A 25,217-nucleotide genomic window follows, 5' to 3' on the forward strand; every position below is an offset into this window, starting at 1 on the left:
TCGCCCCTTGAGCCGGGGCTCGCGGCGCGCCAGGTCCGCACGGAGTGCCTGGCGGCTTTGTCCCTTTCCGCAACAAATGTGAATCTCACGTCTTATGGTGGGCCTTGGGGGCATACCACAGCGACGCCCGAGGTGGATGGGGGTGCTGTGGCGCGTCCAGGTGATTCCCTCACGAAAGGGTCCGCTGTGCCTTCTTCCTTAACCCACCACGCGCGCCGCGCCATGCCGTCCGTGCTGGCGGGGTGTGCGGCCGTCGCCATCACCGCCGCCCTGGTTGTGTTGAGTCCGACCGACGCCCGCGCGGCCGACCCGCCGGTCGGCCTCGGCACCGCGGCGAACTTCTCCGTGCTCGCCGGCTCCATGGTCACCAACACCGGGACGACGACGCTGGCGCAGAGCCTCGGCGTGCATCCCGGCAGCGCGGTCACCGGCGCACCGGCCGTCGGCGGCGAGACCCACCTGGGTGACATGGTCGCGCTCAACGCGAAGAACGACCTGACGACCGCCTACAACGACGCCGCCGGCCGCACCCCGTTCATTCCCCTTCCGGCAGAACTGGGCGGCTTGACGCTCACTCCCGGCGTGTATCGGATCGGTGCCGCGCAACTGACCGGAACGTTGACGCTCAACACGGTGAACGACCCGCAGGCGGTCTTCATCTTCCAGATCGACTCCACCCTCGTCACGGCCGTCGCGAGCAGCGTCGTCTTCCTCAACAACGCCTCGACCTGCAACGTCTACTGGAAGGTCGGAAGCTCGGCGACGATCGGCGTCGACACCGACTTCATCGGCAACATCATGGCGTCCGCCTCGATCGCGATGCAGACCAGAGCGACGCTGCAAGGCCGCGCGCTGGCGCAGACCGGGGCCGTCACGCTTGACACGAACACCATCACCGCGCCGGTGTGTGCTGGGCCCACGCAGAGTCCAACGGCGACTCCGACCGCCACGCCCACGGCAACGCCGACCGCCACGCCGACGGCGACGCCGACTGCGACACCGACTGCGACGCCGACTCAAACGCCGACCGCGACACCCACGCCCACCGGTCCTGGGTTCCCGAACGGTCCTGGGTTCCCGAACGGTCCCGGGTTCCCGAATGGTCCTGGCTTCCCCAACGGCCCCGGGTTCCCGAACGGCCCTAACGGTCCGAACGGCCCGGACTTCCCGAACGGCCCGGACTTCCCCAACGGCCCTAACGGCCCGGACTTCCCGAACGGCCCGAACGGCCCGGACTTCCCCAACGGCCCGGACTTCCCGAACGGCCCGGACTTCCCCAACGGTCCGGACATTCCGAACGGTCCGAACGGCCCGAACGGTCCGAACGGTCCGAACGGTCCGAACGGCCCCGGGTTCCCGCACGGCTCCAACGCTCCGGCCGATGTCCGACCCACCTTCGGCCCCGGGGGACAGGGCAACCTGCCCACCACCGGCAGCCCCGCGGTGCCGATCATGATCACGGCCGGCGGACTCCTGCTCGCTGTCGGCGTCCTCGTCCTTCACCTCTATCGGCGCCGCAACGTCGAGGCATGACAGGCCGTACAGCCTGAGGTGACATGCGCTGAGCCGCGACGCCGAAGTCGGCGTCGCGGCTCAGGCGTATCGCGGGGCCTGGGCCGCGTCCATCACCTCGCTCAGCTGTTCGCTGCTGAGCCGGCGGGCCTGCCAGGCCAGCGCGGCGATCTCCGTGCTCGCCGGGTGAACCCGCGCGTCCCCGCGGACCGGCCCGACGCCGGTCAGCGCCACCAGGTCGCCGGGCGCGATGCCGAGCAGGTGCGCGAACGCCGTCACGTAGCGCGCGGTGATGACGACCTTCCCTCGCCCCAACATGGCGACGGTGGAGTCGGAGACGTAAGGACCGTCGCCGATCTCGGCGAGGATGCGCGCGGTTGGGCGGATGTTGCGGTTGCGCAGGAGACGGAGCAACAACGCACCGGGTACGTCCGGGTAGTCATCGGTCGGCTCGGGCCCGGCCCGCGGCAGCGCCGGCATCGACCTGACCAGCGCCGCGAGCCGGTTTCGCTGTGTCGTGCCCATTCTCGAGGCGTGCCCCACGATCGAACCCACGTTCCACGGCGATGTCGGCCAGGCCGAGGCCAGGTCGTCCGGCACCGGTAGGCCGGCGAAGACGAACAGGTCCGCACTGTGGATACCGAGTGCCGGTGCCAGCTTCCGGACGAGGTTTGGGCTCGGTGTCGTGCCGTCGTCGACGACCTCGGCGAGCGTCTCATCCGGCACCCGGGCATCCTGGGCCAGGACAGCCCGCATCTGCTCGATCGAGGTGCCGAACGTCGGCCGGCGGTGCGACAGCAGGCGCCACAGCCGCACGCCGAACTGTGAATCTCCCACGACGATCAGCCGCCCGCTGGTGGCGCTGTGCTGTCGCGGACGATCAGGGTGGTCGCCAACTCGACCCGCGTGTGCGTGGGCGTCTGCCCCGCGGCGAGGGCGAGCGCGAGTTCGGCCGCGGCGGCTGCCATGTCGACGAGGGGCTGGCGCACGGTGGTCAGCGGCGGGCCGCACCATCGGCTGTAGGCGATGTCGTCGAAGCCGACCACGCTGAGGTCGTGCGGGATGCGCAGGCCTGCCTGCCGGGCCGCCTCGTAGACGCCGAGCGCCTGGAGGTCGTTGCCGCAGAGCACGGCGGTGGGGCGGTCGGGTAGGCGCAGCAACTCGCCGCCGTAGGTCAGACCGTCTTCGAACGCGAACCACCGGCCGATGCGGAGGATTCGTTCGTCGAGCGGCGTCCCGGCGGCGGACATCGCCGCCCGGGCACCTTCCAGGCGGGCGCGGGCGCACAACCGGTCGGCCGGTCCGCCGACCACGGCGATGCGGCGATGCCCGAGCCCGAGCAGGTGCCGGGTGGCGGCGAACCCGCCGCTCCAGTTGGTCGCACCCACCGACGGGATCGGCTGCTCCGGCTCGCCGTTGGGGTCGAGCGACACCACCGGGATCCCGCTGGTCGCCAGCAGGGTGTGCTGTTCCGCGCTGAGGCCGAGATGGACGGCGATCACCCCGACGGGGCGGCGGGCGAGCAGTTCGGTTGCCCACACGCGGCCCTGCGACGCCTGATGGAGAATGTCGGTGAAGCTGACGGCCAGTGCGTGCGCGCCGGCGACCATCTCCACACCGTGCAGGATGTCGATCGCCATTTTGCTCTGCACGCCGTAGAAGACCACCTCCAGGTGTGCGCCCTGAACGAGGTTTCCCGGGCGGCGGTAGCCGTGTTCCCGCAGCGCCGCCTCCACCCGTCGCCGGGTCTCCAGGGCTACGCCGGACCGGCCGTTGAGCACTTTCGACACCGTCGGGGCCGAGACGCCGGCGAGTCGGGCGACCGCCGCCACCGTGAGCTCGCCCCGCCGGCGCCCGGGCCGCTCCTGCGAGGTCGGGTTGCGCTGCTTGTCGACCTGGCGGAGGAGACGGGTGCGGGCGGCCTCGGCGGCCTGTTCAGCGCCGTCTCCTGCGGGAACGGTCTCCTGTAGGTAGCGCCTCTTGCCGGTCGCGGGGTCGATGCCCGCATAAACCCGTACGCGCAGCGATCCGCTGGGTAGCCGCTCGATCTCGCCGCGTGCCGCGCGTTGCCGACCCGGCGATGCCATAGACCAACATTAGTGCGGCGTGGCTCCACGTCAACTCCACATAGCTCCACGCGCCGGTGCTTCCGCCACCCCGTGGCGCTCGTGCGCGGCGCGCGGAGCACGGCACGCGCGGCTTCGATCGAGTCGATCGGAAACTGTTTCAGCGCGCTCGGAAACTTATCAACAAAGTCCCGGTAAATTCAGCAACGTCACTGCTATTGACCGGCCGGATACAGCGTCGTAACGTGCGCTTCACCACTCCGGAAGTGTCCGATAAGGCGTCGGAAGTTTCGGAATTCGCCGAAAGGAGAGCCCTGGTGAATATCAGCTCGGGCCGTTCCAGGGCCCGTCCGACGGTCGTCGCGCTGCTGGCCTGCGCGCTCGCGGTCGCCGGAACAGTCGCCGTCCTGACCAACACCGCCACCGCTCAGACCACCGCCGTGCTCGCGGCCGCCGCGGCTGTCGAGGACGAGGGCGCCGACTGCGCCGTGCCGGCGCTGCCCGATGCCGGCTCGTTGCCCACCAACGCCAAACTTCCCGATCCCTTCACGAGAATCGACGGCACGCGCATTTCGACGATCGCGGATTGGCGCTGCCGGCGGGAAGAAATCAAGAAGCAGGCGGAGAAATACGTCTACGGTACGAAGCCGGCTCCGCCGGCGAATGTGACGGGCACGGTCTCGTCGACGAACATCACCGTGAACGTCACCGACAACGGAAGGAGTGCCAGTTTCTCGGCGTCGGTCTCGTTGCCGAGTGGCACCGGGCCGTTCCCGGTGGTGGTGGTCTACGGCGGGTTCGCCGACACGGCCACGATCCGGGCCGCCGGTGCCGCGGTCATCAACTACGACCCGTACTCGGTCGGTAAGGAAGGCACCGGGCGCGCCAACAAGCAGGGTGCGTTCTACACCCTCTACGGCTCCACCAGCACGACCGGGTTGTTGCAGGCCTGGGGCTGGGGCGTGAGCCGGATCATCGACGTGATCGCCAAGTCGAACGGCAGCATCCTCAGGGCCGACGCGACCGGTGTGACGGGATGTTCCCGGTTCGGCAAGGGCGCGTTCGTGGCCGGGGTCTTCGACCAGCGGATCGCGTTGACGATGCCGATCGAGTCGGGCAGCGCCGGCGTGCCCATCTTCCGCGGCATTCCCGGTGAGGGCGCGCAGAGCCTGAGCAGCGCCTACGGCGAGCAGCCATGGCTGGGTGACGCGTTCGGCTCGTTCACCAGCGCTCCGGGCAGGTTGCCGGTCGACACGCACGAGATGGTGGCCATGGTGGCGCCGCGTGGGCTGTTCATCATGGACAACCCGCACATCGCCAACCTGGGGCCGAAGTCGGGCAGTGTCGCGGCTCTGGGTGGTGCGGAGGTCTACAAGGCCCTCGGCGCGGGCAGCAACATCACCTACTGGTCCGACGTCGCCAACGGCAACCACTGCGCCAACCGTCCGGAGTGGACGACGCCGTTGCAGCAGAACATCAGGAAGTTCCTGCTGAAGACCGGCAACGATCCGGGGTCGATCAGGATCGCCAGCAAAGCGCTCGGCAACCTCGCCGAGTGGCGAACCTGGACGACGCCGACCCTGACCGGCGGCGGCGGACCCACGACGCCCCCGCCGACCGGCGAGCCGACGACCCCGCCGCCCACCGGTGAGCCGACAACCCCGCCGCCGGCCGGTGGAAGCTGTTCGGCGTCGATCACCCCCGGCACCGTCTGGGGCGACCGCTACAACACCTCGGTCACGGTCACCGGCAGCAGCACCTGGACCGTGACCGTGGCGATCACCGCGCCCCAGCGGGTGTCCACCACCTGGAGCGGCACGTTCGCCTGGAGCGGTGGCGGCAACACGATGACGGTCCGGCCGAACGGCAGCGGCAACACCTTCGGCTTCACGACCATGACCAACGGCAATTCCAGCGCTCGGCCCCGCATCACCTCCTGCACCGCGAGTTGAGTTCTGCGAATCGGACCCGGGGTGGGGACCTGCCAGTCCCCACCCCGGCTGTTCCGGACCGTTGTCGAGAAGGGACCGTCCCATGAAACGGATATTCATCGCCGCATTGGCCGCGGCGGCGATCTCGCTGTCGGCCGCGGCCGTTCTGGTCAGCGCCGGACCAGCGGCCGCGGCGTCGCTGGTCCGGGTGACCAATTTCGGCGCCAACCCCAGCAACCTGAACATGTATATCTACGTGCCGGACCGGGTCGCCGCCCGGCCCGCCCTGCTGGTCGCGATGCACTACTGCGGTGGCAGTGCCTCCGCCGTGGCCAACGGATATTTCAAGGACTACGAGACCGCCGCCGACCAATACGGGTATGTCATCGTGTTCCCGGAGGCGACCAGGAGCGGCAACTGCTTCGACGTCTACTCGTCGCAGGCGCTGCGGCGGGGCGGTGGCAGCGACCCGGTCGGCATCATCTCGATGGTCGACTACGCCAAGTCGCGCTACAACGTCGATCCGAGCCGGGTCTACGCGAGCGGCGTCTCCTCCGGCGCCATGATGACCAACGTCATGCTGGCCGACTATCCCGACGTGTTCGCGGCGGGTTCGGCGTTCATGGGCGTGCCGGCCGGCTGTTTCGCCACCACCGGCGGCTCGACCTGGAACTCCCAGTGTGCCAACGGGCAGGTCTCCAAGACCGCCCAGCAGTGGGGGGACCTGGCCCGCTCGATGGACCCCGGCTACACCGGAGCCCGGCCGCGGATGCAGCTCTGGCACGGCACCGTGGACGCCACGCTGAATTACAACAACTTCGGCGAAGAGCTCAAGCAGTGGACCAACGTCAGCGGCGTCTCCCAGACGGCGGTGCAGACCGACGCGCCGAAATCGGGCTGGACCCGGACCCGCTACGGCAACAACAGCCTCACGCCTCCGGTGGAGGGCATCAGCGTCGCGGGTGTCGGGCACTCGTTGCCACAGACCGGCATGATCGCGTACGCCATCAGCTTCCTGGGCCTCAACACCGGCGGCGGCGGTGGCCCGACGACGCCCCCGCCGACTGGTGAGCCGACCACCCCTCCACCGGCCGGTGGTAGCTGCACCGCGTCGATCACCCCCGGCACTGTCTGGGGCGACCGCTACAACACCTCCGTCACCGTCACCGGCTCCACCACCTGGACCGTCGTCGTCGGCATCACCGCACCCCAACGCGTCTCCACCACCTGGAGCGGCACCTTCAGCTGGAGCGGCGGCGGCAACACCATGACCGTCAAACCAAACGGCAGCGGCAACACCTTCGGCTTCACCACGATGACCAACGGCAACAGCGGCGCCCGACCCCGCATCACCTCCTGCACCGCGGGTTGACCGCGCTCCCGAACCGGAGGACCACGATGACCCGTGTCGCCAGACGCGTGCTCGCCGCAGCGCTTCCCCTGCTCTGCGTCGGTGCCGTCGTCCTGCACCAGTCCCAGGCGTACGCCGCGACGACGGCGACGATCGACGGCGCCACCACGTACCAACCGATCGAAGGTTTTGGTTTCTCCCAGGCCTTCGATCGCACCGCCGTCATCCAGGCGCTGTCGGAGACCAACCAGCGGCAGGTCCTGGACCTGATCTTCAGCCCGGAGACCGGCGCCGGGCTGAGCATTGTTCGCAACGGAATCAGCTCCACCGCCAGCTCCATCCAGCCGACCAACCCGGGCGGCCCGGGCGCCACACCGAGATATGTGTGGGACGGCGACGACGACGGCCAGGTGTGGCTGTCCAAACAGGCCCAGTCGTATGGCGTCAAGCGGTTCTACGCCAACGCGTGGAGCGCGCCCGGCTATATGAAGACCAACGGCAACGAGGCTAACGGTGGGACGCTGTGCGGGCTGCCCGGTGCCTCGTGCGCGAGTGGTGACTGGCGCCAGGCATACGCGAACTACCTGATCCAGTACGCGAAGTTCTACGCCCAAGAGGGCATCCCGATCACCGATCTGGGCTTCACCAACGAGCCGAACTACACGACCAACTATTCCTCGATGCTGTTCACCCCAGCCCAGGCGGCCAACTTCGCGAAGATCGTCGGCCCACTGGCGAGCACCGCAGGCCTCAAGCTGGCCTGCTGCGACCCGGTCGGCTGGAACGACGAACGGTCCTACGCGTCGGCCATCACGGCCGACGCCGACGCCAACCGCTATGTCCAGACCTTCACCGGCCACCACTACAGCAGCGCACCGAGCTCGCCGATCTCGGTCGGTGGCCGTCCCACCTGGATGTCGGAATGGTCGCCCGGCGGCAGCAGCTCGAGTTGGAACACCAACTGGGACGACGGCAGCGGCATCGACGGCTTCACCGTCGCCAGCTCCATCCACACCGCACTGACGAGCGGCAACGTCAACGCCTACGTCTACTGGTATGCCGTGTCGCTCGCCAACACCCGCGCCTTCATCCAGGCCAACGGCAGCAACTACACCGTCTCCAAGCGACTGTGGGCGATGGCCCAATACAGCCGCTACATCCGTCCCGGCGCGGTCCGCATCGGGGCCACCACGGCCGACGGCAACTCGCGTCTGTCGGCGTTCCGCAACACCGACGGGTCGGTCATCGTGGTCGCGCTCAACGCGGGCAGCGCTGCCCAATCCACGACGTACGCGCTCCGCAATAGTGTTACGACCGGCACCGCGAGCCCATACCTGACGAACAACGCCAACAGCATGGCCGCCCAGCCCGGTATATCCGTCAACGGCGGCACGTTCACCGCCACCGTGCCGGCCCGTTCGCTGGTCACCTACCGGATCCTCGGCGGGCCGGGCACCCCGCCGACCGGTGAGCCGACAACCCCTGGCGGCTGCACCGCGACGGTCACCCCGGGAACGGTCTGGGGCGACCGCTACAACACCTCGGTCACTGTCGCCGGAGCCACTGACTGGACCGTGACCGTCGCCATCACCGCGCCGCAGCGGGTTTCCACGACCTGGAGCGGAACCTTCGCCTGGACCAGCGGCGGCAGCACCATGACGGTCAAACCCAACGGCAGCGGCAATACGTTCGGCTTCACCACGATGACCAACGGCAACACCTCGGCCAGGCCCCGCATCATTTCCTGCACCCCCGGCTGAGGGCGGGGGAGTTGACGTCGGGCCGTGCCGGCCCGGAAGCCGGCACGGCCCGCGTCTGGATGTTCCGCCGAAGCGTGATCTAGTTCCGAAGTGCCCGGGTGATGCGAGCGATCGCGGCGACTCGGGCGCCTTGGTGCTGGGCCGCTCCGCGGGCGGTGTCGTCGACCGGGATGTCCCCTTGGCCGACGACGTGGCTTGTTCCGTAGGGGTTCCCGTCGACGAATTTGATGGGGTCGGTGTATCCGGGCGCGGCGATGATGCCGCCGAAGTGGTAGACGGAGTTGTAGAGGGCGAGCAGGGTGGACTCCTGGCCGCCGTGTTGGGTGCTGGTCGAGGTGAAGCCGCTGTAGACCTTGTCGGCGAGCAGGCCCTGTGCCCACAGGCCGCCGAGGCTGTCGAGGAAATGCTTCATCTGGCTGGACACGTTGCCGAACCGGGTCGGCGATCCGAAGATGACGCCGTCGGCCCAGGTCATGTCGTCAGGTGCGGCGATGGGTATGCCATCGGTGTCGGCCCGGTGGTTCGCCCAGGCGGTGTTGGTGGCGACGACGTCGTCCGGGACGATCTCGCGGACCTTTCGCAGCCGCACGTCGGCGCCGGCCTTCTCCGCTCCCTCCACGACGGACTTCGCCAGTTCGTGGACGTTGCCGGTCGACGAGTAGTAGATGACCGCGATCTTCGGACCGGTGCTGGTGTCGCTCATTTGGCGTGCTCCGTCCGGTCCGCGCGGGTGAACACCGCGTCGACGTCGACGGTGGTGGGGCCGACGATCATGCCTAGCTGGTTGCCGGACACGCCGAAGCGGTGCCGGTCGACACTCCCGGTGACATGTGCGGCCAGGGTGGTCCCGGTCGAGGCGGTGATCTCGGCGGTCAGCGTGACCGGCTCGCGTACACCTTTGATCATCAGTTCGCCGGCCAGTTCGACCGTGCTGCCGGAGGTCCGAGCGGACCTGACCGTCATGACGATGTCGGGGTGCTTCTCGGCGGCGAGGAACCGAGGGCCGCGCAGGTGCTTGTCGCGGGTCGCGTTCCCGGTGTCGATCGACGCCGCGCCGACGGTGACGACGCCGGTGAGGGAGTGGTCGGGTCCGAGTTCCCCGCCGCCGCGTACATCGGCGAAGGCGCCCCTCACGGTCCCCATGCCCCAGAGGGTCTGGTGGGAGATGCGGACCTTGGTGCGGGCGGGGTCAAGCGCCCACGAGCCGACGACAGCGTCGGGCTCGAGTAGGCGGGCGGTCAGTTCGGTGGTCATCAGGGCTCCTCGGAGTCGCGCGGCAAGGGCTGCCGGCCAGGTGGACTATGCAACCCCGCAGATCGTCTGTCGGCAAGACTATCTGAGTTCTGATGATGTGATCGACCGCACATCGGTCTGGTGACCGGCGGCCTCGATGGGCGACGTATGGTTCCCGCATGAATCCCGCCGGTGACAGCGCAACGCGGGGCGAGGAGAGCCCGCCGCCTTATGCGGCGGGCGCGCAGCTCGGCTGGGCCCTGGCAGTGGTGAAGCGCGTCTTCTACGACCAGGTCGCAGATTCGGTACGCGATCTGCCGGGCGGCCCGCGCGGATATCTCATGTTGGCCGCGCTGTCGCTGGGTCGGCGTCCTTCGCAACTGGCGTTGGCCAACCAGTTGGGGCTCGACCGCACCGTGGTGACCTACCTGCTCGACGAACTCGAGGCCGCCGGCCTGGTCGAACGTCGCCCGGATCCATCTGATCGCCGGGCCAGGCAGGTCCTGATCACCGACGCGGGAAGCGTCGCCCTGACCGAATACAGCAACCGGGTAGGCGAGGACGAGCGCCGCCTGCTGGCTCCGCTGACCGCGGCGGAGGCGGCGGCCTTCTCCTCGATGATCACGCGCGTCGCACGCGCGGCACAGAACGGCCCTGACGCCGGCGGAATCTGCCCCGCGACTGATTGCTGATCAGCCGGCGGGTGGGGGACCGATGAGGCGGGGCCGTGCCGGCCTGGAAGCCGGCACGGCCCAACACGTCAGGTTGTGCTGTGCACGGCTTGCAGGATGACGCCGGCTACGACGTCTGGGCGGGTGACCAGCGACAGGTGGCCGGCGCGCACCTGGGTGATCTTGGCATGGGCGCGGTTGGCCATGAACAGCTGCTGTGCCGGTGGGATGATCTTGTCCTGGGTGCCGAGCACCCACCAGGAGCGGATGTTCTGCCAGGCGGGCGGGCCAGACGACTGACCGCCGGCGCTGAACGCGAACGGGTGCTGAATCGTGTAGAGGATGTTCGCCGTCGGCCTGGGCACGAAGTTGGTGAAGGACTGGAGGAAGACGTTCTTCTTGATGTAGAGGTCGACGTCACCGGGCGGCGAGTTGGGGTAGGGAACGAAGTCGAAGGTCTGGGCGGGGTCGCCGGAGAGTGCGGAGTCGGGTCCGGAGAGCTGGAAGACGTTCTCGCCCTGCGCGGGTGCGAACGCGTCGACGAACACCAGCGCCTTCACGTTGCGGTTGCCTCTGGCCGCGTTGGTGATGACCGCGCCGCCGTAGGAGTGCCCGGCCAGGATGATCGGCCCCCGGATGGTGGACAGGAAGTCGGCGATGGTTTCCGAGTCGCCGGGCAGGCTGCGCAGCGGGTTCGGTGGGACGCGTACGACGAAGCCTTCATTCAACAGCCGTTGCGTGACGCCGTTCCACGATGAGCCGTCGGCCCAGGCGCCGTGCACGAGCACGATGGTCGGCTTGGCACTCGGGTAGCCCCCGCCGGCAGCGGCCGGTGCGGCACCCGTCGCCGCGAGGGAGAGCGACATCAACGTCGCCACAACGATCAACTGGAGCAGATGCCGCCACCAAGGGCTGCCGGCGCGCACCCCTGACGACGAGCGGGACTTGTCCAACGAAGCCTCCTGCGATCCGTTACTGGCGGGCCGTGTTGACCCACACCACATAACGAATGAGTGACCAGGCAGTCACTCACCGCACACGACTGCGGCGCCGCGCAGCTCGCGCCAGAGGTATTCCAGGGTCAGCGCCCAGAGCGTGGCAGCTTGCTCGTTGTCCGCGGCCGCGCCGTGCCCACCTTCCAGGTTCTCGTAGTAGGAGACGTCGTAGCCGTGCTCGCGCAGCAGGGCCGCCATCTTGCGCGCGTGTCCAGGATGCACACGGTCGTCGCGGGTCGAGGTCATGAACAGCACCGGAGGGTACGGCCGGTCGGGCCGGACATTCTGGTAAGGCGAGAACTCCCGCAGGTAGGCCCAGTCGGCTTCGTCGTCGGGGTCCCCGTATTCGGCGATCCACGAGGCACCGGCGAGCAGTTTGGTGTAGCGGCGCAGGTCGAGAAGCGGCACGGTCGCGACGACCGCCCCGAAGAGCGCGGGATAGCGGGTCAGCATGACACCCATCAGCAGTCCGCCGTTGCTGCCGCCTTCGATACCGAGCTGTGCCCGGGTGGTGATCCCGCGTGCCACCAGGTCGGCCGCGACCGCTGCGAAGTCCTCGAACGCCTTGACCCGCTTCTCGCGCAGCGCCGCCTGGTGCCACTGCGGGCCGAACTCGCCGCCACCACGGATGTTCGCCACGACATAGGTGCCGCCCCGCGCGAGCCAGCCACGCCCGATGACGCCGCTGTAGTGCGGAGTGTTCGAGATCTCGAAGCCGCCGTACCCGGTAAGCAGAGTCGGCGCGGCGGTGGCTCCGCCGACGACGAAATAGGGCACGCGCGTGCCGTCGGCGGAGGTGGCGAAGTGCTGGCGCACCTCCATGCCGCCCGGGTCGAAGAACGCCGGCGCCCGCTTGAGCACCTCGACGCCACCGCCGACCGTCCCCAAGCTGAGGGTCTCCGGCCGCAGATACCCGGCCGAGGCGGTCAGGTAGGAGTCGTCGTTGTCGGGGTCGGTATCGACGATCCACGCGTTGTCGAGCTCGCCGGCCCCGGGAAACGGCCGCCGTTGCCAGCCGGAGGCGCCGGGCGTAAGAACCTGCAGCGCGGTCCGGACGTCGGTCATCGTGGTGAGGATCAGATGGTCGCGGGTCCACACATACGAGCGCAGCGACGTGCGGTCGTCGGGCTCGAACAGCACGCTCAGGTCGCGCCGGCCGTCGAGGTAGGCGCCGAACGGGGTGGCCAGCAGGACCCCGGCCGGATACGTCACGCCGCCGACCGTCCACGCTGACCGCAGCCGGATCAGCAGCCAGTCGCGCTGCACGTCACAGCCGGCGTCGTCCGGTACGTCGATCTTGACGAGGTCGCCGGTCGCGCGGCGCAGGTATAGCTCGCTGCGGTAGAAGTCCAGGTAGCGGCCGACGAAGTCACGTTCGTAGCCGGGCGTCGGGTCGTGGCCCCCGCTGACCGCGATGTCGTCGACGTGCCCCTCATAGACGAGCTCCGCCTCCGACAGCGCGGTGCCGCGCCGCCACCGCTTGACCACGCGCGGGTAGCCGGAGGCCGTCAGGGTGCCGGGCCCGAAGTCGGTTCCGACGTAGATGTGGTCGGCGTCGATCCAGTCGACATCGCTCTTCGCCTCGGGCAGCATGAACCCGTCTTCGACGAAGACCCGGCCGCGCAGGTCGAACTCGCGGACCACCACGGCGTCGGCGCCGCCCCGGGAGAGGCTGACCAGGCACCGGTCGTAACCGGGCCGCAGCACCGTCGCGCCGCCCCACACCCAGTTTTCGCCCTCGGCCGCGTTGAGCGCGTCGACATCGAGCAGGACGTCCCACTCCGGCTCGTCGCGCCGGTACTGCTCCGGCGTGGTCCGCCGCCACAGCCCTCTCGGGTGAGCCGCGTCCTGCCAGAAGTCGTAGTAGAGGCCATCGCCGTACCAGTCGGGATAAGGGATCCGGTCCTTGCTGTCGAGCACCTCCCGCAGGGCGTTCTTCGTCCGGACGAACCCGTCACCGGCGAACGCGGCCAGCGTCTCGGCGTTGCGCTCCCTGACCCACCGCACCGCGGGTGGCGAGTCGAGCTCCTCGAGCCACAGGTATGGGTCGTCGCCATCCTCGTCCATCGCAGCCTCCCCAGGCCCGATCCCGTACACGATGATCGCACGCCCCGAGGCCGGCCCGCCTTGGTCGGCGGCCCGGCCTCAGGAGACGGGGGTGCGGTTACGGCACCACGCCCTGGGTGAGGGGTCCGCAGTACTTCGGAAGGCTGCCCGACACCGACCCGTCGCGAAGGCACGCCCGCATGGTGAAGCGGGTGTCGCGGGGGATCGGATAGTCGCGCGTCACGCAACTGCCGCTCCCACCCGCGGCCTCGATGTTGACTCCTTGTCCGCTTGTTCCGTACCAGAACTCAACCCGCGCCCGCAGGCCGTCGGCCGGGCCGAGGTCACACACAGTGATCTCCGGGTAGTAGGCCCCCGCGCCCGTGTAGTAGGCCGAGGCGTAACCGCCCTTAGGGCTCTTCGCCGACGTCGCGTTGTATGCCCAGTCGGCGAACGCCGCGCCGGGCGCGACCGCGAGACCACCGACCGCCACCGCGAGCGCCAGCACCGTGCGGCCGGTCCACCGCACCGCCGAGCTGTTCCGGTTCATTCAACCTCCCCCTGGAACGACGACCGGGAATGGCCGTCATCGAGGATCGTCAGTCAACGGAACGCTGGCGTCCACAGTGCACGAACGCTCTCGAACAACCTCGTACACTCTCGAACACCGAGCGCCCAGTAGTCCGACGGGCCGGATGCCGAGCCGATGAGGCCATGCTGACGTGGACCCCTGACATCGGGTTGTTGAAGGCGCTGATCGCGATGAACGACGGCAAGACCGACATCGTTCTCACTCCGGCCACGGCGGAGATTCGGCCCGGTGACGCTGTGGACGGCCCGCCACCGCCCCTCGTCTTCTGAATCAGCTCATCCTTTGACCGCGCCGGTGAGACCGCCGACGATGCGGCGTTGGAACAGGCTGAAGAACACCAACGCCGGGATCATCGACAATGACGTGAACGCGAGCACCTTCGCGGTGTCGACCGAATATTGCGAGGCGAAGGACTGCACCCCCAGCGGCAGCGTGAAGGTGTCCTGGTTGTTCAGGATGAACAGCGGCAACAGGTAGCTGTTCCAGCTGCCGATGAACGCGAGGATGCCGGTGGTGATCAGACCCGGCACCGAAAGCGGGAGCGCCATCCGCCAGAAGAAGCCGAGGCGGCTGCAACGGTCGATGGCGGCGGCCTCTTCGATCTCCTTGGGGATCGCCTGAAGGAACGGAACCAGGATGATGATCGTCGTGGGCAGACCGAAGGCGATCTGGGGAAGGATGACGCCGGGCAGGGTGTCGACCAGGCCCAGGTTCTTCACCAGGATGTAGAGCGGCGTGATGGCCACTGTGATGGGGAACATGAGGCCGGCGGCGAACAACGCGTACATCGCTCCGCGGCCCCGGAACTTGTAGCGGGCCAGGACGTAGCTCGCCATGACACCCAACACGACGACCCCGATGGTCGTGGCGAGAGCCGCGATCGTCGAGTTGGTCACCTGTCGCCAGAACGTGTCGCTGGTCAGGACATCGGCGTAGTTGCCGAACTCCCACGGGTGCGGCAGACCCGCGGGGTCAACGGTGATCTGCGAGTTGGTCCGGAAGCCGCCGAGAATGATGTAGATGACGGGTCCCAGCATGAGACCGACCAGCAGCAGGGCGGCCAGGTAGACGATCGGGTTGCCCCAGCCGTTCCTCCTCGGCCTGCGCCGGGCGGAAGTGCGTCTGGCCATGTCCTACCGTCCTCCGGTGAGCGCGCCGTCGGTGTCCCGGCGCAGAACGAAGCGCTGGTAAAGGAGCGCGATGATCAACGAGATGACAAACAGGACGACCGCCACCGCATTGCCGTAGCCGTAGTTGCCCGCGTTCCGGCCCTCGGTGACCATGTAGGTCGCCATCGTCGAGGTGCCGGCAGTCGACGCGACGTACTGGCCCCAGATGATGTAGACGAGGTCGAACAACTGGAGCGCGCCGATGATCGACAGGAACGCCCAGATCCGGATCGTGGGCGCGAGTAGCGGCAGGGTGATCCGGCGTTGGGTCTGCCAGTAGGAGGCGCCGTCCACCGCGGCGGCCTCGGACAGCTCCTCGGGAATGTTCTGCATTCCGGCCAGGAACAGGATCACGGCGAACCCGATATATTTCCAGGTCAGAATCGCCATCAAGCTCCAGAGCGCGAGCTTCGGATTCGCCAGCCAGTCTTCGGCCAGCCCGCCCAGGCCGATCGACCGCAGGATGCCGTTGACCGCGCCGTTGGCCTGGAGCATCAGGCTCCAGCCCGTGCCCGCGATGACCTCGGCGATCACGAACGGGACGAAGATGAGCACGCGGATGATCGACTGGCCGCGTACGCGTTGGTTGAGCAGCAGGGCGAGCCCGATCGCGATCGGGCCCTGTATGACGAGCGACAGCACGACGATCAGGCCGTTGTGCCACAGTGCCGCGAGGAAGGCGCTGTCCTGGAGGATGGTCTTGTAGTTGTCGAGACCGACGAAGTTGGTCGGTACCCCGAAACCCTTCCACCGGTAGAAGCCGTAGTAGGCGGCCATCAGCACCGGAAAGATCACAAAGCTGAGGAATACCAGGATTGCCGGGCCGGACAGCGCCGCGATCTCCAGGCGTTGGGCCCAACCGATTCCGCGCCGGCGGGCACGGGACGGAGGCGGCGCTTGCACGCCACCTCCCTCCCGCCCGCGATTGCCGGGCACATCCTCAGTGACCGCTAAGCCGTCGCCACCGAAGTTGTCGCTCATCGCTTGGTTACCTCTTAGCCCTTCTTGGCGGCGTCGTTCACGGCCTTGATGATTCCGGCGACGTCACCCTTTCCGGCGAGCAGGTTCACGACGCTGACGTTGAGCGCGTTGCCCACGCTCTGGCCGTAGACCGTGTCGAGCCACTGCGAGACGTAGGGTGCCTTGTTGTAGGCGTCGAGAACGGCCTTCAGGAAGTCTTCGGTGACGGCGCCCTGCGCCTCCTTGTTGACCGGCAGCGCGTTGAAGGCCTTGTAGTAGGCCTCCTGCTGGTCCTTGGTCAGGATGAAGTTCAGGAAGTCGGCGCACTCCTTCGGCGCGTCCTTCGAGCACGAGTAGCCGTCGGCGCCGCCCATGATCGCGGCCGGGTCACCCTGACCGCCGGGGACCGCGGGGAAGGGGAAGTAGCCCAGGTCGGGCAGCGGCTTGGTGTCCTTCGTCAGGGAAGCGATCACGCCCGGGTCCCAGGCGCCCATCAGCTCCATGCTCGCCTTGTGGTTGGCCACCAGGCCGGCCGAGCTTCCCGCGCCCTGCTGAGCCGAGGTGGTCAGGAAACCTTCGTTGAAGGGCTTCGTGTCGGCGAAGGCCTTGAGGTCTTCACCGGCCTTCGTCCAGCAGGCGTCGTTGAAGGTCTTGCTCTTGGCCGCGGCGTCGAGCGTGTCCGGGCTGCACGCGCGCAGAGCGAAGAAGTAGAACCAGTGCGCGGCCGGCCACGCGTCCTTGCCGCCGAGAGCGATCGGCGTGCCGTTGGCCTTGAGCTTGGTCACCGCGGTGTTGAGCTCGTCCAGCGTCGTCGGCGGCGTGGCGATTCCGGCCTTCTGGAACAGATCCTTGCTGTACCAGAGACCACCGGGCAAGATCGAGATCGGCACGGCGTACGCCTTGCCGTCGACCACGCCGGTCTTCAGCGCGGCCTCGCCGACCGCCTGTTCGGTGTTGTCGGTGATGTCGTTGCTGATGTCCTTGAGCTGGCCGGCCTCGACCATCGCGGCCATTTTTCCGCCGCCACGCTGTAGGAAGATGTCGGGCGCGGACCCGGAGTTCAACGCGGTCTGTAGCTTGCCGTCCAGGTCCTCGTTCTGGATCGCCTGGATCTTTATCGTGACGTTCGGGTGAGCCGTGTGGTAATCGACGGCCGCCTTGTCCCAGTACGCCTTGCCAGGACCGGTCGTAGCGTTGATCCACAGCTGCATCGTCACGTTGCCGCCGGAGCTGCCGTTGTCGTTGTCGTCGCCGCTACCGCAGGCGGCCAGGCTCGCGGCTGTCAACGCCACCACGGCTGCCATCGCCAGGGCCTTCTTAGGTGCCATGAAGCTCACCTCTCGGAACCGAAAGTTTCGGAGTGTTTCCGGAATGTGACGCCAAAGCTAGGAACAGAGCCATGTGCATGTCAAGATGTTCGTCTAGGCGAAGTGGACGCGGCAGCTAACGATTCGATACCGAACGTGATGGGGGAGCTCGGCGTCAAAGATCGACTGAAAGTCTCCGAGAAACTATATGGAAGTTTCGGAGGTCTTGATGGATGCGACAGGAGGCCCGATGTGCCGGAGGTCCACTTTGGTCACCGTTTCGGCGACGTCCTGGTCACCGTGCTCGACGTCGATGGGCAACCGCTGAGCGACCGCGAGGTCAGCGTCGAGCAGTGCGCCCATGCCTTCTCCTTCGGCAACATCGGCTTCGAGTTGATATCCCTGGCGTCCGAAGAGACCGACGCGCCGCGCAGCGCGCTCGCCGACCTGTGGTTCGACGTCTTCAACACGGCGACACTGCCGTTCTACTGGGGTCTCTTCGAGCCACAGCGCGGCCGGCCTGACACCGCGCGGCTGCATCGGGCCGCGAAGTGGTTCGTCGACCACGGTTGCCGGGTGAAGGGGCACCCGCTGGTGTGGCACACCCTGACAGCGGACTGGCTACGAGAGGCGTCGACCGACGAGGTCGAGGCGGCTGTCCGAGCGCGCATCAGGCGCGACGTAGCCGACTTCGCCGACGTCGTGCAAGCCTGGGACGCGATCAACGAGGCCGTGATCATGCCGGTGTTCCGCAACGAGCGGCACCGCAACGCGATCACCCGGCTGGCCTGGGACCGAGGCCGGATCGCGACCGTCCGCCTCGCATTCGAAGAGGCCCGCGCCACCGACCCGGCGGCGACTCTTGTCCTCAACGACTTCGACATGTCCACGGCGTACGAGTGTCTGATCGAGGGTGTTCTCGACGCCGGCGTTCAGGTCGACGCGATCGGCTTGCAGAGCCATATGCACCAAGGCTATTGGGGTGAGGAGAAGACGCTGGCGATCCTCGAGCGGTTCTCCCGCTACGGGCTCCCGATTCACCTCACCGAGACCACGTTGGTCTCCGGCCAGCTCATGCCGCCGGAGATCGTAGACCTCAACGACTACCAGATACCGTCGTGGCCCTCCACTCCGGCCGGCGAGCAGCGTCAGGCTGACGAGATCGTGCGGCACTACCGCACGCTCCTCGCGCACCCCTCGGTCCAGGCGATCACCTATTGGGGGCTGTCGGACGACGGCGCCTGGCTCGGTGCTCCCGCTGGTCTCGTGCGCGCCGACGGCACGCCGAAACCCGCCTACGACGCGCTGCGCACTCTGGTCAAGGAAGAGTGGTGGCTGGCCCCGACGAAACTGCGGACGGACGAGGCCGGGCGCGTCCAGGTGCGCGGTTTCCTCGGCGACTACCGGCTGCGGCACGCCGGCCGCACGGCATCGTTCGCCATCGCCGGGCCCGAAAGCGCCGTGACGCTCCGGCCGGAGCAGTAGCAGATCGGGCATGCGCCGCCGGTTCCTCACCAGACCCACCAGCCCCGCCTAGGTGTTCGTGGTCGCCAACGCGATCGACGCTAGGGTTCAGATATGGGTGACGGCGCCCAGCCGGGGATCCTGACCCCGGACCAGCGCGTACGCGTGTTCATCAGCTCCACGCTGCACGAGATGGCCGCGGAGCGGCGCGCCGTGCGGCAGGCGGTTGGCCGGCTGGGGCAGCTACCGGTGATGTTCGAGCAGGGCGCACGCCCCCACCCGCCGCACGCCGTCTACCGCGCTTACCTGGAGCAGAGCGGGATCTTTGTCGGGGTGTACGGCGACAGCTACGGCTGGACCGCACCTGGCATGGACGTGTCGGGCCTGGAAGACGAGCTCCGCCTTGCCACACCGCTGCCGCGGCTGATCTACGTCAAGGAACCCGCTGACCGGCGCGACCATCGGCTGGCGACCATGCTCGACGGAATCCGACGTGACGCCAGCGTCTCCTACCACCGGTTCCGCACCCCGGCCGAGCTGCGTGACCAGGTCGAGCAGGATCTGGCGCTGCTGCTGTCGGAGCGGTTCCACCAGACCGGGCCCCCACGGCTCGCGCCGACCACGGGCCTGCTCCCGGCGGCGCGTACCCCGCTGATCGGCCGCGAGCACGACCTGGTCGCCCTGGCGGCAATGCTGACCGACGCGGCGGTCCCGCTGGTCACCCTGATCGGCTCCGGCGGGATCGGCAAGACCCGGCTGGCGATGGCGGCCGCGCAGGAGGTCGTCGACCGGTTCCCGGACGGCGTGCGATTCGTCGACCTCTCCAGGGTCGTCTCACCCGACCTGGTCGCCGAGGCGCTGGCCCAGGGGCTCGGCGTACGCACCTCCGGCGCCGTCCCGACCGGCACCGACCTCGCATCGTGGCTGCGTACCAAGCGACTGCTCCTCGTGATCGACAATTTCGAGCAACTCACCGACGCCGCACCCGTGATCGGCGAGACCCTGCGCGCCGCACCGGGGGTGACCGCCCTGGTCACCAGCCGGGCGCCGCTGCGCCTGACCGACGAGCGGGTCTATCCGGTGCCGCCGTTGGCGCCGCCGGACTCCGGTGGCCCGGCCGCGGCGTCGCCCGCGGTGCGACTGTTCGTCAGCGCCGCGACCGCCGCCGCGCCGGACTTTCGGCTGACGCCGGACAACACCGGCGCCGTTGTCGAGATCATCCGCCGCCTCGACGGGCTGCCGCTGGCCATCCTGCTCGCGGCCGCGCGGGTCCGGCTGCTGTCACCGGCGGCCATCGTCGCGCACCTCGCCGACCCGTTGCGCCTACTCACCGGCGGCGCCCGCGACCTGCCCGACCGGCAACGCACGCTCCGCGACACGATCGCCTGGAGCTATCAGCTGCTGAACCCCGGCGAGCGCGCGCTTCTCGACCGGCTCGGCGTCTTCGCCGGCGGCTGGGATCTCGACGCCGCCGAAGCGGTCGTCCTACCCGACCATGACCCACTGCCGATTCTCGAGGCGTTGGTCGAGTCGGCGCTGGTCCAGCGGACCACGGAGCCGGACGGCCGGGGCCGGTTCACGATGCTGGAGACCGTCCGGCATTACGCCCGCATGCGCCTACAGGACAGCCGCGAGCAGCCGCCGGTACGCGCCGCGCACGCCGCGCACTACCTGTCGCTGGCCCAGGCCGCGGAACCGCATCTCAACCGGGCGGACGGGCCGACCTGGCTGCGCCGTCTCGAACTGGAGCGGGAGAACATCCATGCGGCGTTGAACTGGTTCCTCGAGGAGGACGACCCGGCACAGGCGCTGCGGCTGCTGTGGGCCAGTTGGGCTTTCTGGTGGCGTCGCGGACACATCGAGGAGGCCAGCCGCTACGTGGCCCGGATCCGCGACCGCGGCGAGCTGCTGGACGGCCCGGAGACCGGCCGAGCCCTGCTCGGTTCCGGCGTGCTGACCTTCGTATCCGGGCAATACCAGCAGGCGGAAAACTATCTCCTGCGGGCCCTGCCGTTCCTGCGGGCCGGTGGCGACGACCCGGGTGTGTCGCTCGCGTTGGGGCCGCTCGGCCAGTTCGCCGCCCTGCGCGGCGAAGCCGCACGTGCCCAGACCTATCTGGACGAAGCCAGGGACAAGGGCGAGGAGTGGCAGACCAGCCTCTACCACAGCCGGGTCGCCCGAGTGAGGATGGCCAACGGCGACTACGACGAGGCGCTGGCACACCTGCGCCACGCGGTCGACGTCTCCCGAGGGGCGCAGGACCAGTTCGTCGCGCTCGTCGCGCACTACACCTGGGCGGCCTGCTCGGTCGCCGTTGACGAGCCCGCAGACGCGCGCCACCACCTCATCGAAGGGCTGTCACTGGCCGCCGTCTCGGGCGACGAGGCCGCCATCGCCCAATTCCTGGCCGCACTGGCCGACGTGGACGCCAGCGGAGGCGACCTGGAACGGGCGGTCCAGCTCGCCGCCGCCGCGCAGGCGCTGCGAACCCCTTCGAACGAGATGTGGATGCGCGCGTTCGTGGCGCCCTGGCCGGCGACCGGCCCCGACCGGGACGAGGCCAGGTCCCGGCTCGGCGCCGACGCCTACGACCGCGCCTGGCAGGCCGGTGAGCACCTGGGTATCGAGCGGGCCATCACCGCGGCGACCGCAAGCTGACAAAGCGGGTTGGTTGATCTCCCGGGGCTGGTACGGGTTTGGTGCGGGCAGCGAATCGACAGAACTTTGACCAGGTGTCTCTGCGAGGGTGACCGCATTCCACGTCGCGCTCACGAACGGGAGTAGAGATGCGTTCGAAACTGAAGCGGCCGGCCGCGGTCGCGACCCTCGCGGTAAGCACCTCGGTGGGCACGCTCGTCGCGACGGCCGGTCCGGCGGCCGCGTTGGACGCATGGCACGACGTCAACAACGTGTCCGTGCGAACCTGCGACGACGGCTTTGCGCCTTACTACCTCAGCGGAACAGTGCTTTTCCGGTGAGCTGGGGCAAAGAACCGCAGGCCAAATACCACCATCGCGGTATATAGCGGCGCGATCTGGTCGCCCCTGCATCCCACCGACGTCGCCGTATCCCCGCTGCCGAGCGTTGCCAGCCGCCCGGCACTAGCGTCACCTTCGATGGGGTGTGCGAAGGGGGACGCTACGTGGGCATCACTTCGGAAGACGGTGGCTTCGGCGAGTTGTTGCGGGTGTCGCGCCGGGCGGTGTCGATCAGCCAGCAGCAGCTCGCGGATCGGGTCGGGCTGAGCGTGACCGCCGTCCGCGATCTCGAGCAGGGACGCACGCGCCGGCCTCGGCGGGGGATCGTGGACGCGATGGTCGCCGCGCTGGAGCTGACCGCGGACACGGCCGCGGCGTTCCGGGATGCGGCCAGCGACCGGCCGCGACCCGTGCCGGCGCCGTCGGGTCCGTTGCGGGTGCAGGTGCTGGGACCTCTGACGGTGAGCCGGGGAGCGACCCCGGTGCGGGTGGGTCGGGGGCGGCGGCGGGCTTTGCTCGGCCGCTTGGCGCTGTCACCCAACAGCACGGTGTCGACGGCCGATCTGATCGACCTGCTCTGGGGTGCCGATCCGCCGCCGGATCCGGCCCAGGCGGTGCAGACCCACCTGTCCCGGCTGCGGGCCGCGCTCCGGGCCGACGACGCCGGTCCGGTGCGGACGGTGGCCCGGACGGCGGGCGGCTATCAGCTCAACCTGAGCGACGACCAGCTCGACCTGGCCGACTTCCGTCGTCAGGTGCGCCGGGCCCGCGCGGCCGAGCCGGGTCAGGCGCTCGCGGTGCTCGACGACGCGCTCGGCCTTTGGCGCGGGAGCGTCCTGCCCGACATCCCGGAGTTGCGGCTGCATCCGCTGAGCACCGGCGTGCTCGACGAATACATCGGGGCGATGCTCCTGCACACCGACCTCGCGCTGGCGGGCGGGCAAGCCGAACGCAGCCTGCCGCGCCTGCGCGAGCTGGCGGCAGCCAATCCGCTGCACGAGCCGTTGCATGCCCGGCTGATGGCGGTGCTCGCGGCCAGCAACCTCCAGGCCGCCGCTCTGGAGGTCTATGCCGACATCCGCCGCCGCCTCGTCGAGGATCTCGGGATCGAGCCCGGCACCGCGCTGGTCGAGGCGCACCGGCGGGTTCTCCGGCAGGAGACCGGCGCGTCGGACACTGCCGGCGGCCGGTCCGGCCCGCCGGCGCAGCTTCCCGCCGGCGTCCCCTCGTTCGCCGGCCGGGCCGACGCCCTCGCCTGGCTCGACGGCCTGTTGCGGGCAGACCAACGGGTCGGTGCGGTGTCCGGCACGGCCGGCGTCGGCAAGACCACCCTGGCCGTGCACTGGGCGCATCGGGTGTCCGACCAGTTTCCGGACGGCACGTTGTATGTCAACCTGCACGGCTTCGACCCCGGCGGCCGGCCACTGGATCCCGCCGACGCGGTGCGGGACTTCCTCGACGCGTTCGGCGTTCCCGCCGCCAGAATCCCGCAGGGCCTCGACGCCCGGGCAGCGCAATACCGCGGCCTCATCCGGGGCCGCCGGATGCTCGTCGTGTTGGACAACGCCCGCGATGCCGAGCAGGCCCGCCCGCTGCTGCCGGGCACGCCGACGGCTGTCGTCGTCGTCACCAGCCGCGACCAGTTGACCGGGCTGGTCGTGGCCGAGGGTGCGCGCCCGTTCCACCTCGACCTGATGTCGCCTACCGAGTCCTACGACCTGCTGACCGGTCGGCTCGGCCCGCAACGGTTGCGGTGCGAGCCGGAGGTGGCGCAGCGGATCGTTGCGGTCTGCACCGGGCTGCCGCTCGCGCTGGCGATCGTCGCCGCCCGCGCCCAGCAGACAGGGTTCCCGCTGGCGGCGGTGGCCACTGAGCTGGGCGGCGTCAGCCGGCCACTGGACGCGCTGGACGGCGGAGACGCCGCCACCCGGCTCCGAGCGGTCCTCTCGTCGTCATACCGCGCGCTCACGCCCTCGGCCGCGCGCCTCCTGCGCTTGCTCGGCCTGCACCCCGGCGGCACCGTCGCGCTCCCCGCGGCGGCCAGCCTGGCCGGTGTTCCCGCGACCGTCGCGCGCGACCTGCTGACCGAGCTCACCCGCGCCTCGCTGCTCACCGAACCCAACCCGGGTCGCTTCGCACTACACGATCTGCTGCGCGCGTACGCCAGCGAACTCGCGTTTGACGAGGAAACCCCCAGTGCGCGGACAGCGGCGTTCACCCGGCTTCTCGACCATTACCTGCACACCGCCGCCGAGGCTGACCGCCAGCTCAGCCCGTCGCGCCGGCCCTGTGTGATCCCGTTCGGCGAGCCGGTGCCGGGCGCCACGGTCGGCCAGGTCGACGATCCCGTCTCGTGGTTCACCGCCGAGCGATCCAACCTTATGGCGGTGCTCGACCGCGCCCGCGACCCCGACGTGGCCCGGCAGGCCTGGCAGCTCGCGTGGGCGGTCGACTCCGCCCTCGAACGCCAAGGCCACTGGTCGGAACTCGCGCATGCGTGGCGCCTGGCGCTCTCCATCGCGACGGCGCTGCCCGACCTGCGGGCGCAGGCGTTCGCGCAGCGCCGGCTCGCACAGGCGTGCACGCTGCTCGGGCGCGACGCCGAGGCCGACGCCCACCTGGGCCAGGCCTTGCGGCTCTACGAAGACGCCGCCGACGACGCCGGTCAGGCCATCGTCCATCATTCACTGTCCTGTGTATACGAACAGCGGCACGACTTCGAGCGCGCACTGCACCACGCCGAGCACGCATTGTCATACGCGCGACCGAGCGGCGACGAGAGCGTGCAGGCCCTCGCGCTCAACGCCATCGGCTGGTGTCATGCCCAACTCGGCCAGCACGCCGAGGCGTTGGCCCACTGCCAGCGCGCTCTGCTGCTCCTGGACCCGAGCGACCACCGGGCCCAGGCAGACACCTGGGACTCCATCGGCTTCGCCTGTCACCACCTCGGGCGCCTCGACGAGGCCGTGCACGCCTACGAGCAGGCGCTGACGCTGGCCCGCCAGGCCGGCGCCCGCCACCTCGAGGGGACCGTGCTGAGCCATCTCGGCGACACCCACCTCGCTGCGGGCGACCCCGCGGCGGCCCGGGTCGTCTGGAAGCCGGCCCTGGACATCCTGCACAGCATCGACGCGCCCGCGGCCGACGATCTACGCGAGCGGCTCAACCGGCGATGAAGGCCG

The 25,217-nt window shown here is 69.1% G+C and carries 20 protein-coding genes; 10 read left to right on the plus strand and 10 right to left on the minus strand.

Annotation, left to right across the window (positions count from 1 at the left end; translation table 11 throughout):
* Positions 1-186 precede the first annotated feature (186 nt).
* Entirely contained in the window at positions 187-1,533 is a 1,347-nt protein-coding gene (locus DFJ67_RS28325) for an ice-binding family protein (protein WP_170216016.1), read from the plus strand.
* Positions 1,534-1,593: 60 nt separating this feature from the next.
* Here the strand turns inward: DFJ67_RS28325 and DFJ67_RS28330 are convergent, their stop codons facing one another.
* Both DFJ67_RS28330 and DFJ67_RS28335 read right to left on the minus strand, forming a co-directional pair.
* Positions 1,594-2,349, minus strand: coding sequence for an XRE family transcriptional regulator (locus tag DFJ67_RS28330; protein ID WP_116070823.1), 756 nt, complete (start codon positions 2,347-2,349; stop codon positions 1,594-1,596).
* A gap of 5 nt (positions 2,350-2,354) precedes the next feature.
* Positions 2,355-3,599, minus strand: coding sequence for a LacI family DNA-binding transcriptional regulator (locus DFJ67_RS28335; RefSeq protein WP_116070824.1), 1,245 nt, complete (start codon positions 3,597-3,599; stop codon positions 2,355-2,357).
* 56 nt (positions 3,600-3,655) lie between these two features.
* On the opposite strand from DFJ67_RS28335, the gene DFJ67_RS28340 reads away from it, so the two are divergent.
* The 3 genes from DFJ67_RS28340 (at position 3,656) to DFJ67_RS28350 (ending at position 8,620) form a co-directional block, all read left to right on the plus strand.
* On the plus strand, positions 3,656-5,530 hold the full coding sequence (locus DFJ67_RS28340) for a glucuronyl esterase domain-containing protein (RefSeq protein ID WP_239097513.1): 1,875 nt from the start codon (positions 3,656-3,658) through the stop codon (positions 5,528-5,530).
* Positions 5,531-5,612: 82 nt separating this feature from the next.
* The gene (locus tag DFJ67_RS28345) at positions 5,613-6,881 is read left to right on the plus strand and encodes an extracellular catalytic domain type 1 short-chain-length polyhydroxyalkanoate depolymerase (RefSeq protein WP_116070826.1); all 1,269 of its coding nucleotides are present in this window, start codon (positions 5,613-5,615) and stop codon (positions 6,879-6,881) included.
* Positions 6,882-6,907: 26 nt separating this feature from the next.
* Positions 6,908-8,620, plus strand: a complete 1,713-nt coding sequence (locus DFJ67_RS28350; protein WP_116070827.1) for a glycoside hydrolase family 30 beta sandwich domain-containing protein — start codon at positions 6,908-6,910, stop codon at positions 8,618-8,620.
* Positions 8,621-8,699: 79 nt separating this feature from the next.
* Here DFJ67_RS28350 and wrbA read toward each other — a convergent pair whose 3' ends face one another.
* Both wrbA and DFJ67_RS28360 read right to left on the minus strand, forming a co-directional pair.
* On the minus strand, positions 8,700-9,323 hold the full coding sequence (gene wrbA, locus DFJ67_RS28355; protein WP_116070828.1) for an NAD(P)H:quinone oxidoreductase: 624 nt from the start codon (positions 9,321-9,323) through the stop codon (positions 8,700-8,702).
* Positions 9,320-9,874, minus strand: coding sequence for a YceI family protein (locus DFJ67_RS28360; RefSeq protein ID WP_116070829.1), 555 nt, complete (start codon positions 9,872-9,874; stop codon positions 9,320-9,322). Before DFJ67_RS28360 ends, wrbA begins: the two co-directional genes overlap by 4 nt.
* A gap of 158 nt (positions 9,875-10,032) precedes the next feature.
* On the opposite strand from DFJ67_RS28360, the gene DFJ67_RS28365 reads away from it, so the two are divergent.
* The gene (locus tag DFJ67_RS28365) at positions 10,033-10,545 is read left to right on the plus strand and encodes a MarR family winged helix-turn-helix transcriptional regulator (RefSeq protein WP_116070830.1); all 513 of its coding nucleotides are present in this window, start codon (positions 10,033-10,035) and stop codon (positions 10,543-10,545) included.
* Between the two features lie 68 nt (positions 10,546-10,613).
* On the opposite strand, the gene DFJ67_RS28370 is transcribed toward DFJ67_RS28365, so the two are convergent.
* The 3 genes from DFJ67_RS28370 to DFJ67_RS28380 all read right to left on the minus strand — a co-directional run bounded on the left by DFJ67_RS28370 (position 10,614) and on the right by DFJ67_RS28380 (position 14,115).
* Positions 10,614-11,477 (minus strand): alpha/beta fold hydrolase, encoded by an 864-nt coding sequence (locus DFJ67_RS28370; protein WP_203783904.1) that lies wholly within the window; start codon positions 11,475-11,477, stop codon positions 10,614-10,616.
* Between the two features lie 72 nt (positions 11,478-11,549).
* Complete coding sequence (locus DFJ67_RS28375; protein ID WP_116070831.1) at positions 11,550-13,586, minus strand: prolyl oligopeptidase family serine peptidase; 2,037 nt, start codon at positions 13,584-13,586, stop codon at positions 11,550-11,552.
* A 97-nt stretch (positions 13,587-13,683) separates the two neighbouring features.
* Positions 13,684-14,115: a hypothetical protein gene (locus DFJ67_RS28380; protein ID WP_116070832.1), complete on the minus strand. Its 432-nt coding sequence runs from the start codon at positions 14,113-14,115 to the stop codon at positions 13,684-13,686.
* A gap of 164 nt (positions 14,116-14,279) precedes the next feature.
* Here DFJ67_RS28380 and DFJ67_RS42920 point away from each other — a divergent pair, with 164 nt between their 5' ends.
* Positions 14,280-14,426, plus strand: a complete 147-nt coding sequence (locus DFJ67_RS42920; RefSeq protein WP_170216017.1) for a hypothetical protein — start codon at positions 14,280-14,282, stop codon at positions 14,424-14,426.
* A 6-nt stretch (positions 14,427-14,432) separates the two neighbouring features.
* On the opposite strand, the gene DFJ67_RS28385 is transcribed toward DFJ67_RS42920, so the two are convergent.
* The 3 genes from DFJ67_RS28385 to DFJ67_RS28395 all read right to left on the minus strand — a co-directional run bounded on the left by DFJ67_RS28385 (position 14,433) and on the right by DFJ67_RS28395 (position 17,614).
* On the minus strand, positions 14,433-15,287 hold the full coding sequence (locus DFJ67_RS28385; RefSeq protein WP_116070833.1) for a carbohydrate ABC transporter permease: 855 nt from the start codon (positions 15,285-15,287) through the stop codon (positions 14,433-14,435).
* 3 nt (positions 15,288-15,290) lie between these two features.
* The gene (locus tag DFJ67_RS28390; protein ID WP_239097356.1) at positions 15,291-16,229 is read right to left on the minus strand and encodes a carbohydrate ABC transporter permease; all 939 of its coding nucleotides are present in this window, start codon (positions 16,227-16,229) and stop codon (positions 15,291-15,293) included.
* 92 nt (positions 16,230-16,321) lie between these two features.
* Entirely contained in the window at positions 16,322-17,614 is a 1,293-nt protein-coding gene (locus tag DFJ67_RS28395) for an ABC transporter substrate-binding protein (RefSeq protein ID WP_116076735.1), read from the minus strand.
* Positions 17,615-17,716: 102 nt separating this feature from the next.
* Here DFJ67_RS28395 and DFJ67_RS28400 point away from each other — a divergent pair, with 102 nt between their 5' ends.
* The 4 genes from DFJ67_RS28400 to DFJ67_RS28415 all read left to right on the plus strand — a co-directional run bounded on the left by DFJ67_RS28400 (position 17,717) and on the right by DFJ67_RS28415 (position 25,211).
* Complete coding sequence (locus DFJ67_RS28400) at positions 17,717-19,078, plus strand: endo-1,4-beta-xylanase (protein ID WP_239097357.1); 1,362 nt, start codon at positions 17,717-17,719, stop codon at positions 19,076-19,078.
* Positions 19,079-19,171: 93 nt separating this feature from the next.
* On the plus strand, positions 19,172-21,715 hold the full coding sequence (locus tag DFJ67_RS28405) for an ATP-binding protein (protein ID WP_116070836.1): 2,544 nt from the start codon (positions 19,172-19,174) through the stop codon (positions 21,713-21,715).
* Positions 21,716-21,843: 128 nt separating this feature from the next.
* On the plus strand, positions 21,844-22,035 hold the full coding sequence (locus tag DFJ67_RS28410; RefSeq protein ID WP_116070837.1) for a hypothetical protein: 192 nt from the start codon (positions 21,844-21,846) through the stop codon (positions 22,033-22,035).
* A gap of 164 nt (positions 22,036-22,199) precedes the next feature.
* Positions 22,200-25,211 (plus strand): BTAD domain-containing putative transcriptional regulator, encoded by a 3,012-nt coding sequence (locus DFJ67_RS28415; protein ID WP_147315632.1) that lies wholly within the window; start codon positions 22,200-22,202, stop codon positions 25,209-25,211.
* The last annotated feature ends 6 nt before the right edge of the window (positions 25,212-25,217 follow it).

Source organism: Asanoa ferruginea, from assembly GCF_003387075.1.
Lineage (GTDB): Bacteria > Actinomycetota > Actinomycetes > Mycobacteriales > Micromonosporaceae > Asanoa > Asanoa ferruginea.

What these genes read in the sequence shown, in the direction of transcription:
- DFJ67_RS28405 (WP_116070836.1), top strand. Translation starts at nt 19,172, where the DNA reads ATGGGTGACGGCGCCCAGCCGGGGATCCTGACCCCGGACCAGCGCGTA.
- DFJ67_RS28380 (WP_116070832.1), bottom strand. Translation starts at nt 14,115, where the DNA reads ATGAACCGGAACAGCTCGGCGGTGCGGTGGACCGGCCGCACGGTGCTG.
- DFJ67_RS28350 (WP_116070827.1), top strand. Translation starts at nt 6,908, where the DNA reads ATGACCCGTGTCGCCAGACGCGTGCTCGCCGCAGCGCTTCCCCTGCTC.
- DFJ67_RS28395 (WP_116076735.1), bottom strand. Translation starts at nt 17,614, where the DNA reads ATGGCACCTAAGAAGGCCCTGGCGATGGCAGCCGTGGTGGCGTTGACA.
- wrbA (WP_116070828.1), bottom strand. Translation starts at nt 9,323, where the DNA reads ATGAGCGACACCAGCACCGGTCCGAAGATCGCGGTCATCTACTACTCG.
- DFJ67_RS28360 (WP_116070829.1), bottom strand. Translation starts at nt 9,874, where the DNA reads ATGACCACCGAACTGACCGCCCGCCTACTCGAGCCCGACGCTGTCGTC.
- DFJ67_RS28410 (WP_116070837.1), top strand. Translation starts at nt 21,844, where the DNA reads ATGCGTTCGAAACTGAAGCGGCCGGCCGCGGTCGCGACCCTCGCGGTA.
- DFJ67_RS28385 (WP_116070833.1), bottom strand. Translation starts at nt 15,287, where the DNA reads ATGGCCAGACGCACTTCCGCCCGGCGCAGGCCGAGGAGGAACGGCTGG.
- DFJ67_RS28365 (WP_116070830.1), top strand. Translation starts at nt 10,033, where the DNA reads ATGAATCCCGCCGGTGACAGCGCAACGCGGGGCGAGGAGAGCCCGCCG.
- DFJ67_RS28335 (WP_116070824.1), bottom strand. Translation starts at nt 3,599, where the DNA reads ATGGCATCGCCGGGTCGGCAACGCGCGGCACGCGGCGAGATCGAGCGG.
- DFJ67_RS28375 (WP_116070831.1), bottom strand. Translation starts at nt 13,586, where the DNA reads ATGGACGAGGATGGCGACGACCCATACCTGTGGCTCGAGGAGCTCGAC.
- DFJ67_RS42920 (WP_170216017.1), top strand. Translation starts at nt 14,280, where the DNA reads ATGCTGACGTGGACCCCTGACATCGGGTTGTTGAAGGCGCTGATCGCG.
- DFJ67_RS28345 (WP_116070826.1), top strand. Translation starts at nt 5,613, where the DNA reads ATGAAACGGATATTCATCGCCGCATTGGCCGCGGCGGCGATCTCGCTG.